The organism is Streptomyces nojiriensis, assembly GCF_017639205.1.
Taxonomy (GTDB): Bacteria; Actinomycetota; Actinomycetes; order Streptomycetales; family Streptomycetaceae; genus Streptomyces; species Streptomyces nojiriensis.
Map to the genome: position 1 here is coordinate 2,141,048 of NZ_CP071139.1, position 15,384 is coordinate 2,156,431.

A 15,384-nucleotide genomic window follows, 5' to 3' on the forward strand; every position below is an offset into this window, starting at 1 on the left:
CTTACGACTCACCCTCCGGCTGGCAGTCCGGTGCGCGGGGCGGTCGCCAGGTGGTCGCCGACACGCTTGACCATCAGCGTCATCTCGTACGCCACCTGGCCGACGTCGGAGTCGGCGTCGGCCAGGACGGCCAGGCAGCTGCCGTCGCCCGCGGCCATGACGAAGAGGAAGGCCTCGTCGAGCTCGACCACCGTCTGGCGGACCCGGCCGGAGTCGAAGTGCCGGCCGACGCCCTTGGCCAGGCTGTGGAAGCCGGAGGCGACCGCCGCCAGGTGCTCGCTGTCCTCGCGGGTCAGGTCCTTGGAGCTGCCGGTGGGCAGGCCGTCGCCGGAGAGGACCACCGCCTTGCGGATGGATCCGACCCTGTCGACGAGCTCGTCGAGGAGCCAGTTGAGCGGGCCGGAGCCGCGGCCCCTGGTGTCGTTGCCGGTCTGCGGTGCGGTCATCGACCGTCCCCTTCGTTCTCGTTCGCGGGACCGCCGGCGGCGGAGGTGCCCGCCTCGGTCTCGGACTTCTGCTGTGCGTGCTGGTTGCGGCCCGCCGTCCAGCCGCGCTGGAGTGCGGACATGCGCGTACGTACGTCTTCCGCGTCGCGGTCGGCCGCCTGGTCGGGGGCGGCTTCGGCGGGGGCGGCGGACGGGGACTTCTTGAGCTGGGGCGCCAGGCTGGCCTGGCGGACCCGGCGGGGCAGCCCGCCGATGCCGGGGCCGGGCGCGGCGGCCCCGGGATCGGATCCGGCCGTGGAGGCCGGGGAGGGCTGCGGGACCACGGACACCGGGCGGGGCTCCACCCGGCGGCCGTGCTCGGCTACGAGGGTCGGGGTCGGGCGGCGGCGCGGCAGCGGTACGGCGCCCTGGGAGCGGGAGCCGTCCGGACGCGGGGTCTCCACGCGCTGGGTGTCCAGCCGCACCGGGCCGGTGGGCGCGTGCGGCTCGCGGTCGCGGTCGCCCTTGCGGGAGCCGCCGCGGTCCGCGTGCCGGTCGGTGTGCGGCCGGTCCGCCGGGCGCAGGCCCAGGAGGGCGCTGCGAGGGATGCCGTTCGGCGGGGTCTCGTCGTCGAGCGTGGCCATGACGGGGCGGCCGGCGGCTCCGGTGCGGCTCGTGATCGCCGTGGGGGCGCCGTCGAGCGCGGCGGGGTCGTCGAGGCCGTCCAGCCGGTCCAGGCCCTCCAGCCCGCCGACGGGGAGCGGGGCCTCCAGCTCGACCGGGCCGCGCAGTTCGGCGACGGGCAGCGGGCGGCCGGACGGGGCACGCTCCATGGCGGCCGGTGCGGTCCGCTCGGATCCGGCGCGGCCGAGGTGGCCGGCCTTGTCGGACCTGAGGGGCTTGGCGGCGGCGCGGGCGCCGTCGAACCGGGTGCCCGCGCCGTTGGTCTCGGGGGCCTCGGTCAGCAGGGCCGCGGGCAGGAACAGCACCGCGGTGGTGCCCCCGTACGGGCTGGGCTGGAGGACGACCTTGACGCTGTGGCGCTGTGCGAGGCGGCTGACGACGAACAGGCCGAGGCGGTCGGTGTCGGAGAGCTCGAACTCGGGGGTCTCGGCGAGCCGGAGGTTCGCGTCGAGCAGCGCTTCCGGGGTCATGCCGAGGCCGCGGTCGTGGATCTCCAGGGTGAAGCCGTTGGCGACGCGCTCGCCGTGCACCTGGACCGCGGTGTGCGGCGGCGAGAACACGGTGGCGTTCTCCAGGAGTTCGGCGATGAGGTGGGTGATGTCGGCGACGGCCGGGCCGACGATGCCCAGGCGGGTGAGCCGGCGCACCTCGATGCGCTCGTAGTCCTCGACCTCGGCGACGGCGGCGCGTACGACGTCCATCAGCTGGACGGGCTTGCGCCACTGGCGGGAGGGCGCGGCGCCGGAGAGGATCACGAGGCCCTCGGCGTGCCGGCGCATGCGGGTGGTCATGTGGTCGAGGCGGAAGAGGTCGGCCAGTTCCTCGGTGTCCTCGGTCCGGCGTTCCATGGTGTCGAGGAGGGTCAGCTGGCGGTGCAGCAGCACCTGGTTGCGGCGGGCCAGGTTGACGAACACCTCGGAGACGCCGCGGCGCAGGTCGGCCTGCTTGACGGCGGCCTCGACGGCGGCGCGCTGGAGGGTGTTGAGGGCCTGGCCGACCTGGCCGACCTCGTCCTTCTCGTATTCGAGGTGGGGTGACTCGGTCTCCACGTCCACGTGCTCGCCGGCGGCGAGGCGGCGCATCACACTGGGCAGCCGGACGCCGGAGGCCTCGTGGGCCTCCTTGCGCAGCCGGGACAGGTCGCGGACGAGGTCGCGGCCGATGCGTACGGATAGCACCAGGGACACGGTCAGGGCGAGGAAGCCGAGGACGCCGGCGGCGGCGGCCTGGACCATGACGTCCGTGGCGACGGGCTCGATGCGCTCCTGGTAGCGGTTGCCGGCGTCGGTGTTCATGGCGGCCAGGTCCTCGAGGACCTTGGTGGAGGCCTCGTCCCACTGGGCGGCGGTGACGTTGCGCGGCTTGTTGACGGCGCCGCCGGCTATGAAGCGTTCCTCGGCGTCGCGCAGGGGCTGGGTCTCGGGGTCCTTCCAGTACTTCTCGAAGCGCTCCCGGTCGTCGGCGGGGAGGGTCACGAGGTTGAACTCGTAGAGCAGGCCGCGGTTGGCGACGAAGTCGGAGACGTGCCGGACGTCGAGAGCGGTGACGTTGCGCGCGGCGAGGGCGGAGGCGATGACGGCGTCCTCGCGGGAGAGCAGTTCGCGGGCGCGGCTGATGCCGACGAGGGCGCGGCCTTCCTTGTCCACCTCCACGTTGTCCAGGCCGTGGAGGTTCATGAGGAAGTCGTAGCAGGGGTCGACCAGCCGGTTGTAGAGGTCCAGGGCCTGCGTGGGGTCCAGGGCGTTCTGGTCGACGGAGCGGCGCATGGCGCCGATGCCCTGGAAGGCGGCGACGATCGAGTGCAGCCGCCGGGCGCTCTGCGAACTCAGTTCGTCGATGACCTTGGGGTCGCGGGCGCTGACGCTGATCTGTTCGACGGCCAGGTCGGTTTCGGCGCGGCGCTTGGTGAGTTCGGCCGTGGCGGTGGCGGCCCGGGGGTCGCCGAGGACGACCAGGGTCTGGCGCCGTTCCTTCTGGATGACGCGGACGACGTCCTCGACGGGGTAGCCGACCTTGTCGATGATGTAGGCCACGTCGAAGAGTTGGACGGCCTCACGGCCGGTGATGACTGTCGCGAAGCCCCAGAGGGCGGTCAGGGAGACGAGCGGCACAAGGAGCAACGCCACGATCTTCCGGCGGATGGACTTCCCGCGAAAGCGCATGGCCTCCCCAGCCTCCCCCAGGTCAACCCCGTTGCCGGGGGTCGGTGTTCCGTCATTTAAACGGCGTGAGCCTACTACTGCTGGGGGGCTGCTTCGAAGGCGTGTCCGGACGTTTTCGGCCTGACCCCGGGAGGAAGATCACCTGTTGTCCGACACTTCCGGTCAACAGCGGCCCGATATGTGGCAGATGACACTTGGTGGGGCGTCAGTTCCCGCAACCCGATGGATGGCTGGAATTATTCGTTCCGCGATCATTTCGGCCGGTGAAGGTACCCGCGATCCGGGAATCTCTCGGCACCGCCGAACGTCTGTCTGTTCAAGGGGGCGCGTCGGAACGGACGTGGGAGGCGGACGTGGTGGGCAGACGTGCAAGTGGGCAGGAAACGCAGGCATGACGGACCGCGCGGTGGGGAGTGAGCGGACCATGAGCAGTGACGAGGGCGGCGGCGCGCGTGCGGGCCTGGGTACCGGCGGGGCCGGGCGGGGACTGTGGGTCGAGGAGCCGGCCCGGCGGCGCCGGATGCCGGATTCGGTACGGACCTCCGCGGTGCGGGCGGTGCTGATCGTGGCCGTGACCCTGACGCAGGCGACGATCACGTTCTTCCTGACCCTGACCGGGTCCTGGCTGGCCCTCCCCATGGGGCTCGGCGCGATCGCGGGGACGATCGTGGCCACCTGGGGCGTGCTGGACGTGTGGATCACCCGGCAGACCTGGAACCAGCGGTACGGGGTCCTGTCGGAGCCCAGCAGCACGGCACGCAGGCGCCGCCGGGAGGCCCGGCGGGCCTCCCGGACGGCCCGGGCGGCCCGGGAGACCGCCACGGGCCGAATACCCCGCGAGGACGGCCCTCTGGCGGCCTCCGGCCGCTATTCCACGCGCTGACTGACGCCGTCGCGCGCGCCGGCGCCCTCGCGCCGGACTCGCAGCGCGTCAGGAAACGCCGCTGCGGCGGAACATGCGGGTCGCCGTGATCTCGCCGTGGATGGTCTCCGCCTCCGTGGACTGCTGCGGCAGACCCGGGCGCAGGTGCTCCTCGACGCTGATGTACTTCAGGCCCGCCCGCAGGTCCGCGTCGTTGCGCAGGCGGATCACCAGCGGGAACTCGGCGAGGGCCGTGGTGTCGAACAGGCCGGTCGTGTAGAGCAGCTGGACGCCCAGCGCGTCGGAGACGGCCCGCTGGAGCTCCAGCAGGTACGTGGCGTTGGCGCGGCCGATCGGGTTGTCGAGGAACAGCGTGCCCGCGTGCCGGTGCTTGTCGCGGCCGCGGTCGTTGCTGCGCAGTGCCGCCATCGTGCAGTACAGCGCGATCGCGGCGGTCAGCAGCTGCCCGCCGGAGAACACGTCGCCCATCTGCCCCACCGGCACCCGCTCGGCGCGCAGCACCGCGTCCGGCTTGAGGATCTCCACGGAGATGCCCTTGGGCTCCAGGGCCGCCTGGACGCCCCTCAGCAGCAGGGACATGCCGTCGCGGCGGCCCTCGCCGAAGGAGGCGCTGCTGTTCTTCTTCACGGCCGCGCGGGTCGCCTCGTCGATGACCTCGCCGAGCCGCTCCGTGAGCGTGGCCTGGTCCGGTTCCTCGAAGCGGATCCGCAGGAACTCCTGGCCCGACCACTCACCGAGCCCTTCCGGGAGCTGCGAGAGCCGCTGCGCGGAGCGGAGCGTGGCCAGGGCCGATTCGACGAGGCCGCGCAGGCGGTCGACGATGCTGTCGCGGTTGCGCTCCAGCTGGGCCAGTTCGTCGGTGAGGACGCGCAGCCGGGGCGCGAAGGCCGCGGCCCAGGCCGCCGCGTGCTCGGGCAGGGCGGAGGCGGGCAGTTCGCGGATCTGCTGGCGCGCGGGGGTGCGTACCTGCTCGTAGCGGGTGGCGTTGGCGTGCCGGACCAGGATGTCGCTCGCCTCGCGCACCGCGGACTCGGCGGCCGAGAGGTCGCCCGCGCAGCCGCGCAGGGAGCGGCGGGCCTCGGTGGCGGACTGGCGGGCCTCCTCCAGGGTGCCCGCGTGGGGCACCGGCTCCTGCTCGTCGTCCTGGTGGGTGTGGTCGCGCAGCAGGTCCCGGAGCATCGACGCGGTCTCGTCGAAGCCGCCGGCGCCGTCCTCGGCGGTGCGGTGGGCCCGCAGCAGGTCCGCGTGGGCGGCCCGGGCGCTCTCCACGGCCGCGGAGTGCGCGGCGAGCTGGGCGGTGGCCGTGCGCAGCAGGGCCTGGGCCTGTTCGACGTCCTCGGGGACGAGCTCCTCGGGGAGCTCGGTGTGCGCCTCCCCCTCGGTGGGCGCGTGCCGTTCGGCCTCGCCGCGCAGTCGGCCGAGCTGCTCGCTGGCGGTGGACGCGCGGGTCTCCAGCATCTGTACGAGGGACTCGGCGCGGGCGGCCGCGGCCTGCCGGGAGGGGCCGTCGGCGCCGTCGGTGCCTTCGAGGAGCTGGGCGGCCCGGGTACGGACCTTGTTGGTGAGGCGGTCGAGCTCGGCCAGGGCGGCGCTCTCGTCGCTCTCGGCGCGGGCCTGCTCGGCGCGCAGGTCGGCGCCGACGCCGACCTTCTCGTAGAGCTGGGAGGCCGCGCGGTAGGCCTCGCGCAGGTCGGGCAGCGGCGCCCGGGGGCCGTCACCGTCGCTGTCGGGCAGCTGGTCGGGGGCGCCGGCGATCTCGGCGCGCTCGGCGCGCAGGGCGCGGGCGGTGCGGCGGGCGTCGTCGGCGGCGCGCTGGGCGGCCCGGCGGTCCTCGTCGGCGGCGCGGGCCCGGTCCAGGCACACCTCGGCGCGGGCCTCGGACTCGGCGGCGTCGTCGGCGAGTTCGCGGAGCCTGGCCTGCCAGCCGGCGCGCTCGCGCAGCCGGAAGGCGAGCCCGGCGAGGGCGTCGGCGGCGCGGCGGGCGCGCTGGGCGGTGTCCTGGCGCTCCTCGCGGACGCGGGCCGCGTCCGCGGCGGCCTCGTCGGCCTCGGCGCGTACGGTACGGGCCTCCGTCAGCTCGGCGTCGGCCTCCTCGGCGAACATCCGGGCGGCGGCGGCCGCCTCCGCGAGCTCGGTGAGGCGGCCGGGCGGGCAGCCGGTGCGCCAGGAGCCGAGGCGGGCGGCGAGCTCGCGGTCACCGCCGAGGCGGGCGGCGAGGTCGCGGATCTCGGTGTCGCGGGCGGCGGCGCGGGCGCGCAGCGCCTGGCGCTCCTCGTCGGCGGCGTGCTCGTCGTGCATGGCCGGGTTCGGCGAAACGATGAAGACACTGCCCACCGCGGAATCGGCTTCGGCGGGCGTTGCCGGGGCCAGCAGGGCGGCGGCCGTGCCGACGGCGACGGTGGAGCGGGGCAGCAGGGCGGCGCCGGAGAGCACCTCGCGGGCCCGGCCGTGGGTGTCGGGGTCGGTGATGACGACGCCGTCGACGAGTTCGGGGCGGGCGGCGAGGACGGCGGCGTGGTCGGCGGGGTCCACGGACTGGGCGAGGTAGCGCCAGCCGGGGAGGGCGGGAATGCCGTGCTCGCCGAGGTACTCCACGGTGGCCAGGACGTCCGGGCCGGGCGGCAGCAGGCCGCCGTCGCCGAGGGCGCCGAGGATGCGGGCGTCGTCGGCGGCCGCGGTGCGCAGCTCGAAGAGCTGGCGCTCGGCGGCCGCGACTCCGTCGGTCAGCAGTCGGCGGAGGTCGTCGGCGTTCCGGTCGAGGTCGGCGACCGTGAGCCCGCCGGAGCCGTGCGCGGATCCCGCCGACGCGGCCTGGGCGCCTGATCCCGCGAAGGTGGCGGAGGCGCCGCTCTGCGTGCGCGGGTGGGGCAGGAAGGAGGCGGGCACCGACGGGAGCCCCAGGAGCTCCGCCAGGCGCGGGGCCGTGGCGAGGGAGGCCGCGGCCCGGTGTTCCGCGTCGTGGGCGGCCTCGGCGGCGTCGGCGGCGTCCGCCGCGCGGGCGGCGGTGAGCTCGGCGCGGGATTCCGCGGCGGCGGCCTCGCGGGCGGCCTCGGCGGCGGCGCGGGCGGCTTCCCGGGACTCGTCCCAGGCGGCCACGGCGGTCTTCTCGGCGTCGGTGGCGGCGAGGGCCGCGCGGGCCGGGTCGGCGTCGGGGGCGGTGTCGTCGAGCCAGCCGGCGCGGACGGCCTCGGCGGTCTCCTGCTGGACCTCGGCCAGCCGCGAGCGCAGGTGCTCGGCCTCGCTGCGGGCCCGCTGGGCTGCCGTGGCGGCGGCGGTGGCGTCGCGGTGGGCGGCCTCGCCGGTGGCCTGGAGGGCGGCGGAACGCTCCTCCTCCTCGTTGGCGAGCCGCTCGCCGTGCTCGGCGGCGGTGTGCAGGGCCCGGACGAGCTCGCCGGCGGCCGTGGCGCGGGCGGCCAGCGCCGGGGCGGCGTCCCGCTCGGCCTCCAGGATCGCGGCGGCGACGCGGGCGGAGCGGTCGGCGGCGGCCCGGTGGCGCAGCACGTTCTCGGCGGCCTGCCACGCGGAGTGCAGCGTCCGCGCTTCGAGGAGTTCGCGGCGCTGGGCCGCGGCCGCCTTGTCGGCGACGGTCAGGGCCAGCGAGGCGTGCCGGTAGGCGAGTTCGGCGGAGACGGCGGCGCTGCGGGTGCGCGCGGACTCGGCGGCGGTGACCTGGTGGGCGGCGCCGGTGACCTGCTGGGCGAGGTCGGCGGCCCGGCCGCGCTCCTCGGCGGCGCGGGCGGACAGCCGCCGGGCGAGGGTGCGCGTACGGCGTTCCGCGCCCGCGTGCACGTCGCGCAGCCGGGAACGGGCCGCGGCGGCCTCGACGATGCGGGTGAGCAGGTCCACCGAGCCTGCGGTGAAGTCCCGTTCGGCCATGAGCTCGGCGCGGCGGCCGAGCTTGTTGCCGAAGCCGTGGACGAGGTCGGCGAGGCCTTCCGTGTCGCGGGTGTCGGTGACGGCGCGCAGCAGGAGGTCGGTGAAGTCGGAGTCCTTCTTGACCGCGAAGAGGCCGGCCGCCTCGCCCTCGTCGGCGTTCATCTCGCGCTGGTAGCGGAAGAGTTCGGGGTCGAGGCCGAGTTCGGTGAGGTGCTCGTTCCAGCGGTCGTGGATCTCCTCGAAGTACACCTCCAGGTGCGGGTACGCCTTGCCCGCCTCGGTGAGGGAGTCGCGGAAGCCCTTCATCGTGCGGCGGCGGCCCTGGGCCCCGGAGGCGCCTTCGACGGGCGGGCGCACGGAGGTCGCCTCGGCGACGGGCAGGCTGTCGAGGCTCAGGCCGGGGCCGGGGCGGAAGGAGTACCAGGCCTCGGCGAACTTGCGCGGGTCGTTGGAGACCTGGCGGCCGCGCCATTCGCTGACCTTGCCGACGACCACGCACTCGCCGGTCTGGGTGTGCTGCCACTCCAAGGCGACGTGCCCGCAGTCGTCGGCGAGCAGGAACTTGCGCAGGACGCCGGAGCTGGCGCCGCCGAGGGTGTTGCGGTGGCCGGGGAGCATCACCGAGAAGATCAGCTTGAGGAGGACGGACTTGCCGCCGCCGTTCTCCAGGAAGAGCACACCGGCGGGCGCGGGCCGGCGCGGCGGGCCGGTGGGCTCGTCCTCGAAGAACTCCGCCTGGGTCGGCGCCGGGTGGGGCACCGGTTCGCCGACTCCGCGCAGGTCGAGCACGGTGTCGGCGTAGCGCGCACCGGCGGGCCCGATGGAGTAGAGGCGGATCCGGGACAGCTCGTACATGGCGGCGGACTCTCGTGGTGTCTTGGTGAGGCAGGACGTACGGGGAACGGGGCGCGGGCCGTGGGGCCCGGGGGCTCAGGCGTGGAACGGGAGTCCGGCGTCGGCGGCCAGTTCCAGGTCGTCGCCCTCGGGCGGCGGCAGCAGGGTGGCGGAGCCGTCGCTGACGGGGACCACGCCGAGCTCCAGGAGCTCGGCCATCGCCGCGCTGCCCGCCATGTCACGGACCTGGAGCTGGTAGCGGGGGGTGGTGCGGTAGGTGCCGCCGGCCTCGTCCCCGGTGCGCTGGAGGAAACCGGAGTCGGTGAGGAAGGCGGCCGCCTTGCCGACGATGCCGGTGGTGGAACCGGCGAGACGGCGGGCGTCCTTGGTGGCGCCGGTCGCGCTGCGGCGGGCGTAGACGCGCCAGGCGGCCTCCAGGCCGGGCGCGTCGGAGGCCGGGTCGGTGTTCTCGCCGAGCTCCTCGGCCCGCTCCTCCAGGCGGCGGCAGGTCTGCCGGACGAAGGCGTCGACGCCGTTGACGGTGACGCGGCCGATGTAGCCGTCGTCGGCGAGGTCCTCGGGGCGCGGGAAGGCCAGGGCGGCCACGGCGAGGTGCGCGAGGCCGTGCAGGAAGCGGTCGGCGGAGTCGGCGGCGGTGCGGCGGGCGTAGTCGCCCATCCGGACGGCGAAGACGGAGTCCTCACCGGCGGCCACGGCCATGCCGGCGCGCGGGGACACCTCCAGGACGACGAGGCCGAGGCCGGTGGCGACGGCGTCGGCGAGCCGGCCGAAGGCGGGGTCCTCGCGGTAGCGGCGCAGCAGCTCCGCGTACTCGGCGTCCCGGGCGGGGAGCAGCTTGGGCTGCAGCCCGAAGGCGACGAGCCGGGCCGCGTCGGCGGCGTCGGCGGGGGTCACCGCGGCGGTGCCGGCGGGCACGGCGGGAGCCGCCGGCGCGTCGGGCTCGCTCCACGCGGGGTGCTCGGCGTGGTGGTCGCTCACGGGTGGGTCTCCTCGGCGGTGCGGGTCGTACGGGTCGTACGGGTGACACGGACGGTACGTGTGGTGCGGCGTGGCGGGGCGGCGGGCGGCCTGTTCAGCCTCGCCGGCGTTTGAGGCGCGGGGTCCGGGGCGGAGCCCCGGGAAACCCGGCTCCGCCGGGCACCGGGCTCCGCCCGGACCCTCCCCCAGCTACCGCTGGGAGGTGCCCCCTCCTCAAACGCCGGCGAGGCTGAATGCGGAGCCGACAGGGCTGGATTTGGCCGAGCCGAGGCCGAATCGGTGGTCACACCGCCTCCGCGCGGTCGGCGGCCATGCCGGCGGCGTCCAGGAGGGCGGTGCCGACGATGAGGTCGGCGCCGCCGAATTCGTGGTCGTCGAGCTGGGTGCCGTCGTCCACCGCGAAGAGGAGCCGCTCCTCCCCCTGCCGGTAGGCCGTGCCGACGGCCGGGCTCGCCGCGTGGACGGCCAGCAGGGCCACCAGGTACGGCAGTTCCGGATCGCTGCGGCGGGCCTCCGCGAGGAGCCCGGACAGCCGCCGCGGGGCGTCGTGCGGGAGGTCGAGGAGCTCCATCGCCGCGGCGAGCTGCTCCTCGCTGAAGCGGCTGTCGTCCGGGGTGGCGATGAGGTCCGGCTCGGGCATCTCCGCGCCGAGGTGCTCGCGCTCCACCGGCGGGGTCAGCAGGATCTCGACCAGGTCGGCCACCCGCACCGAGACGGGCGTGCGCAGCCCGGCGCCGGCGGCGAAGAAGGCGGTCGTCACGCGGCTCGCCTGCGCCACGGGCAGCGGCAGCAGCGGGGCGACGAGCTGCCCGTACAGGTCGATGCCGGAGCGCGGGGTCGGGGCGGCGAAGGCCTGGCGGTCCTGTTCGGCGCGGAACAGCGGGCCGGCGTCCAGCAGCCGGGACTGGAGCTGGGTGTGCCGGCGGATGCAGTCCTTGACGATGTCGACGAGCTCGGCCGCGCGCCGCTTGTTCTCCGGATCCTCCGCCTCGTCGCGCGCCTTGCGGATGTTGGTCAGGATCGCGTTCTCGTGGCGGTAGCGGTCGGCGACGTGGTCCAGGGCCTCGGCGATCATGTCGGGCACGGCCTGGAGCCAGTCCACGGCCCGGACGTTGCGGCGCGTCGCGTCCAGCGTGCGGCGCAGGGTCTCGGCGTACTGCACGGTCCGGTAGCGGGCCTGCTCGGCGGCGAGCTGGGCGTCGGCCAGCCGGCCGCGGCTGATCAGCACCTCCAGCTTGACCTCGGCGGCGATCTGGGCGCTGGTGACGTCCGTGTCGAGGGCGCCGACGAGGACGTTGACGGCCTCGTCGGTGGTGCGCAGGTAGACCACGCCGCCGTAGCCGGGGACCTCTTCGATCAGCTTGAAGTCGTAGTCCCGGCGGACGTAGACGCCGTCGGGACCGAAGGTGCCGTAGATCGCGCGGAAGCCGCGGTCCACGCTGCCGACGTTGATCAGGTTCTCCAGCACCCAGCGGGCCACCCGCTCGTGCTCGGCCGCCGGGCGGGCGGGGGCCTGGGCCGCGACGCGCGGCAGCAGCCTGGCCACTATCTGCTCGTGGTCGGCGCCCGTGTCGAAGTCCATGTTGAGCGTGACCAGGTCGATCGCGGCCAGCGCGACCTCCGCCATCGCGTAGACCCCGTACTCGCCGGCCAGATTGGCCTTGCGGACGTCGAGGTCGTGCAGCGGGGCGGTGCAGGCGAGGGCGCGCAGCCGCCGGGCCAGGCCCTCGTCGGCGGCCGGGCCCGGCGCCGGGGACGGAAGGGTCTTCGCCGGGGCAGGGAGAGTCACGGACAAAGACTAGGTCCTGTTGCTGACAACATCCCAAACGGCATGGTTCGGCCGGATCGTCCCGGCCTCCGCCGCGGCCGCCTGCTCTACGCTCGGCGCATGGATTCCATGATCGCATCCGCTCGCGTGATCGACCTCAACGCCGACCTCGGCGAGGGCTTCGGGCGCTGGACGCTCACCGACGACGAGGCCCTGCTCTCCGTCGTCACGAGCGCCAATGTGGCCTGCGGCTTCCACGCCGGGGACCCGTCCATCATGCGCCGGGTCTGCGAGCGGGCCGCGGAGCGGGGCGTGCGGATCGGCGCGCAGGTCTCCTACCGCGATCTGGCCGGCTTCGGGCGGCGCTCCATGGACGTGCCGCCCGGCGAGCTCGCCGACGAGGTGGCCTACCAGATCGGGGCGCTGGAGGTGTTCGCGCGCGCGGCCGGCTCCCGGGTGTCGTACGTGAAACCGCACGGCGCGCTCTACAACCGCACCGTGCACGACGCCGGCCAGGCCGCCGCCGTGGTCGCGGGCGTCCGGCTCGCGGCCGGCTCCGGTGCCACCGGGGGCCTGCCGGTGCTGGGGCTGCCCGGGTCGCTGCTGCTGGCCGCCGCCGAGGAGGCCGGGCTGGCACCCGTACCGGAGGCCTTCGCCGACCGCGCCTACACGCCGGCCGGGACGCTGGTCCCGCGCGGCGAGCCGGGTGCCGTGCTGCACGACCCGGACGCGGTCGTGGCGCGGGCCGTCCGGATGGCGGCCGAGGGGGCGGTGACCGCGGCCGACGGGTCGCCGGTCCCGGTGGCCGCGCGCTCGCTGTGCCTGCACGGGGACACCCCGGGGGCGGCCGGGCTCGCCCGCCGGGTCCGGGAGGCGCTGGGCGCGGCCGGGGTCCGGGTGGAGGCCTTCGCGTGAGGACCCTCGTGGTGGGTGGTGGGGCGCTGCTGATCGAACTGGACTCGGCGGACGAGGTCGCCGCGCTCCACGCCGAGCTGCTGCGCCGCCGGGACGCGGGCGAGCTGGGGCCCGTACGGGACCTCGTGCCGGCCGCGCGGACCGTGCTGCTGGACGGCGTACGGGATCCGGCGGCGCTCGGTGCCCGGATCGCGCGGTGGGAGGTGCCGCCGCTCGCGCCGACGCAGGGGCCGCAGGTCACCGTCCCGGTGCGGTACGACGGCCCGGACCTGGTGGAGGTGGCCCGGCTGTGGGGGGTCGCCCCGCGGGAGGTCCCGGGGATCGTCGGCGCGACCGTGTTCCGGGTGGCCTTCTGCGGTTTCGCGCCGGGCTTCGGCTACCTGACGGGGCTGCCGGAGCGGTTCCACGTCCCCCGCCGCGGGACGCCCCGTACGGCCGTCCCGGCGGGCTCGCTGGCGCTGGCCGGGGAGTACGCGGGGGTGTACCCGCGCTCCTCCCCCGGCGGCTGGCAGCTGATCGGCTCGACGGACGCGGTGCTCTGGGACCCGGATCGGGAGCCGGCGGCGCTCTTCGCGCCCGGGGTCCGGGTGCGGTTCACGCAGGAGGACGGCCGTGGCTGACGGGCTGCTGGTGGTGCGGCCGGGGGCGCTGACGACGGTCCAGGACCGGGGCCGCCCGGGGTACGCGCACCTGGGGGTCCCGCGCTCGGGAGCCCTCGACACGGCGGCGTACGCGCTGGCCAACCGGCTCGTCGGCAACGCGCCGGACGCGGCGGCGCTGGAGACGACCCTGGACGGCGTCGGGCTGCGGGCCCTGGCTGCGACCACCGTGGCGGTCACGGGCGCACCCTGTCCGGTACGGATCTCCGGTCGCCCGGTGGCCTGGGGGGCGCCGGTCCGGCTCCCGGCCGGGGCGGAGCTGGAGGTGGGCCGGGCGGAGTCGGGAGTGCGCGGCTACGTCGCCGTGCGGGGAGGCCTGGCCGCCCCGCCGGTCCTGGGCAGTCGCTCCACGGACCTGCTGTCCGGGCTGGGGCCTCCGGTCCTGTCGGCCGGGATGCTGCTGCCGGCGGGCCCGCCGGGCCCGGATCCGGTCCCCGGGGCGGATGCCTGCGGCCTGCCCGGTCCGCCATCGCGGCTGGTGCTCCCGCTGCGGCTGGGGCCCCGGGCGGACTGGTTCACCGAGGCCTCCCTCACCGGGCTGTGGCGCTCGGAGTTCTGCGTGTCGGCGATGTCCAACCGGATCGGGCTGCGCACGGAGGCGGGCACCCCGCTGGTCCGCGCCCGGGCCGGCGAGCTGCCGAGCGAGGGCATGGTGCTGGGCGCGGTCCAGGTGCCGCCGGACGGGCTGCCGGTGGTGTTCCTGGCCGATCACCCGGTGACGGGCGGCTACCCGGTGGTGGGCGTGGTCCCGCCGGGCCCGGCCCTGGACGCGGCGGCGCAGGCCCGGCCGGGGATCCCGGTCAGGTTCGCGAGGTCCCGATGAAACGTTCGAGGGGGCTTCGGCCAAGTACGGGGTGAGGGGGCCGACCGGGTCCCCCGCGCAGGGGAGGAACCGGGTGCTCAGCCCACGACACGAGACCGGACCGCCGGACCTCACCACGCCCGAGGGGTTCGGGGCGTTCTACGAGGAACACATCGACGCCGTTCTCGGCTTCGTCACGCGGCGGGTCGCCGACCCGCACCTGGCGGCGGACCTGACGGCCGACATCTTCCTCGCCGCGATGGGATCGGCCCGCGGCTACCGGCCCGACAGGGGAGCGCCGGTCGCCTGGCTGTTCGGGATAGCCCGCAACGTCCTGTCGGGCCACGCCCGCGGGCTGGCCCGCGAGAGCGGGGCGCTGGCGCGGCTGAGCGGGCGGCGCCTGCTCGATGACGAGGACGTGGCGGCGCTGGAGGAGCGGATCGACGCCCAGCGCGCGTTCAGGGAGCTCGCGGAGCGCCACGCCGCCCTGTCCGAGCCGCTGCGCGCCGCCCTCGACCTGGTCGTGCTCGACCAGCTCACACCGGCCGAAGTCGCCCAGGCCCTCGGGGTCACCCAGGCGACGGTCCGGGTCCGCCTGCACCGGGCCCGGCGCGCCCTGGGCGCCCCGGGCTCCACGACCGCACGCCAGATGGAGGCAGCCCGATGAACAGCAGGCCCAGTGGCTTCGAGGACCGGCTGAAGGCCGCGCTCCTGGCCCGCCTCCCGGAGGCCGTGCCCGCGCCCCCCGCCCGGTCCTTCGCCCGGCGGTACGGCATTCCGCTCGCGGTGGGTGTCGCCACGGCCACCGTGGTCGCCGTCATGACCCTCACGGGCAGCAGCCGCACCGGCTCCCTGCCGGCCGGCACGCCGAGCCGTTCGGCCTCGGCCGCGCCCGAGATCACGAAGGAGCCGGACGGGTCGCTGCGGTTCGATCCGCCCGAGCAGGCGCAGGTCCCGGCGCTGGCCGACCGGCTGAAGGAACTGGGGGTCCGGGCCGTCGCGGTCCCGATGCTGCCGGCGTCCCAGTGCAAGACGCTTCGGGGCTGGGAGCGCGGCCCGCAGGCCGATCCCGCGGCCGGTGTGTCGCGCAGCGATGACGGACGCACCCTCAAGGTCAACCCGAAGGCGGTCCCCCCGGGACACACGCTCCTGGTCACGTGGGCGTACTTCCAGCCGCTGTGGGAGGCGAAGCAAGGACTCGCCTTCGGAATCGTGGAGGACGAAGACGTCCCGTACTGCTCGGTCGACTACACGGATGCCGTCCGGGAGGCGCAGCGGTTGGGGCCTCCCACCCGAACCCCCGGCCCACCGGCCACCATTACGCCTTCGCCCTGATCGCGCTGCGCGGCCGCCCACAGTCACACCACTCGGCCCGGC

The 15,384-nt window shown here is 75.6% G+C and carries 11 protein-coding genes; 6 read left to right on the plus strand and 5 right to left on the minus strand.

All coding sequences use genetic code 11. The features are described 5' to 3' along the window. Positions 1-8 precede the first annotated feature (8 nt). Complete coding sequence (locus JYK04_RS10020; protein ID WP_030016314.1) at positions 9-446, minus strand: roadblock/LC7 domain-containing protein; 438 nt, start codon at positions 444-446, stop codon at positions 9-11. Continuing rightward, complete coding sequence (locus tag JYK04_RS10025) at positions 443-3,271, minus strand: nitrate- and nitrite sensing domain-containing protein (RefSeq protein ID WP_189747997.1); 2,829 nt, start codon at positions 3,269-3,271, stop codon at positions 443-445. Before JYK04_RS10025 ends, JYK04_RS10020 begins: the two co-directional genes overlap by 4 nt. Before the next feature lie 424 nt (positions 3,272-3,695). Between JYK04_RS10025 and JYK04_RS10030 the strand changes: the two genes are divergently transcribed. Beyond that, positions 3,696-4,154: a hypothetical protein gene (locus tag JYK04_RS10030; RefSeq protein WP_189747995.1), complete on the plus strand. Its 459-nt coding sequence runs from the start codon at positions 3,696-3,698 to the stop codon at positions 4,152-4,154. Between the two features lie 48 nt (positions 4,155-4,202). On the opposite strand, the gene JYK04_RS10035 is transcribed toward JYK04_RS10030, so the two are convergent. From JYK04_RS10035 to JYK04_RS10045, 3 genes are all read right to left on the minus strand, one after another. Continuing rightward, the gene (locus JYK04_RS10035; RefSeq protein ID WP_189747994.1) at positions 4,203-8,885 is read right to left on the minus strand and encodes a hypothetical protein; all 4,683 of its coding nucleotides are present in this window, start codon (positions 8,883-8,885) and stop codon (positions 4,203-4,205) included. Positions 8,886-8,960: 75 nt separating this feature from the next. After that, positions 8,961-9,863, minus strand: a complete 903-nt coding sequence (locus JYK04_RS10040) for a hypothetical protein (protein WP_189747992.1) — start codon at positions 9,861-9,863, stop codon at positions 8,961-8,963. Between the two features lie 283 nt (positions 9,864-10,146). Continuing rightward, positions 10,147-11,652 (minus strand): hypothetical protein, encoded by a 1,506-nt coding sequence (locus tag JYK04_RS10045; protein WP_229876938.1) that lies wholly within the window; start codon positions 11,650-11,652, stop codon positions 10,147-10,149. 99 nt (positions 11,653-11,751) lie between these two features. Here JYK04_RS10045 and JYK04_RS10050 point away from each other — a divergent pair, with 99 nt between their 5' ends. The 5 genes from JYK04_RS10050 (at position 11,752) to JYK04_RS10070 (ending at position 15,342) form a co-directional block, all read left to right on the plus strand. Further along, positions 11,752-12,546, plus strand: a complete 795-nt coding sequence (locus tag JYK04_RS10050; protein WP_189747988.1) for a LamB/YcsF family protein — start codon at positions 11,752-11,754, stop codon at positions 12,544-12,546. Then, positions 12,543-13,166 carry a 5-oxoprolinase subunit B family protein gene (locus JYK04_RS10055; protein ID WP_189747986.1) on the plus strand — a complete coding sequence of 208 codons (624 nt, stop codon included), beginning with the start codon at positions 12,543-12,545 and terminating at the stop codon, positions 13,164-13,166. The genes JYK04_RS10050 and JYK04_RS10055 overlap by 4 nt, the downstream gene beginning before the upstream one ends. After that, on the plus strand, positions 13,159-14,028 hold the full coding sequence (locus JYK04_RS10060) for a 5-oxoprolinase subunit C family protein (protein ID WP_189747984.1): 870 nt from the start codon (positions 13,159-13,161) through the stop codon (positions 14,026-14,028). The genes JYK04_RS10055 and JYK04_RS10060 overlap by 8 nt, the downstream gene beginning before the upstream one ends. Positions 14,029-14,101: 73 nt before the next feature. After that, complete coding sequence (locus JYK04_RS10065) at positions 14,102-14,674, plus strand: RNA polymerase sigma factor (protein ID WP_189747982.1); 573 nt, start codon at positions 14,102-14,104, stop codon at positions 14,672-14,674. Then, positions 14,671-15,342 (plus strand): hypothetical protein, encoded by a 672-nt coding sequence (locus JYK04_RS10070; RefSeq protein ID WP_189747981.1) that lies wholly within the window; start codon positions 14,671-14,673, stop codon positions 15,340-15,342. The genes JYK04_RS10065 and JYK04_RS10070 overlap by 4 nt, the downstream gene beginning before the upstream one ends. Positions 15,343-15,384 lie beyond the last annotated feature (42 nt).

What these genes read in the sequence shown, in the direction of transcription:
- JYK04_RS10035 (WP_189747994.1), bottom strand. Translation starts at nt 8,885, where the DNA reads ATGTACGAGCTGTCCCGGATCCGCCTCTACTCCATCGGGCCCGCCGGT.
- JYK04_RS10030 (WP_189747995.1), top strand. Translation starts at nt 3,696, where the DNA reads ATGAGCAGTGACGAGGGCGGCGGCGCGCGTGCGGGCCTGGGTACCGGC.
- JYK04_RS10020 (WP_030016314.1), bottom strand. Translation starts at nt 446, where the DNA reads ATGACCGCACCGCAGACCGGCAACGACACCAGGGGCCGCGGCTCCGGC.
- JYK04_RS10070 (WP_189747981.1), top strand. Translation starts at nt 14,671, where the DNA reads ATGAACAGCAGGCCCAGTGGCTTCGAGGACCGGCTGAAGGCCGCGCTC.
- JYK04_RS10050 (WP_189747988.1), top strand. Translation starts at nt 11,752, where the DNA reads ATGGATTCCATGATCGCATCCGCTCGCGTGATCGACCTCAACGCCGAC.
- JYK04_RS10025 (WP_189747997.1), bottom strand. Translation starts at nt 3,271, where the DNA reads ATGCGCTTTCGCGGGAAGTCCATCCGCCGGAAGATCGTGGCGTTGCTC.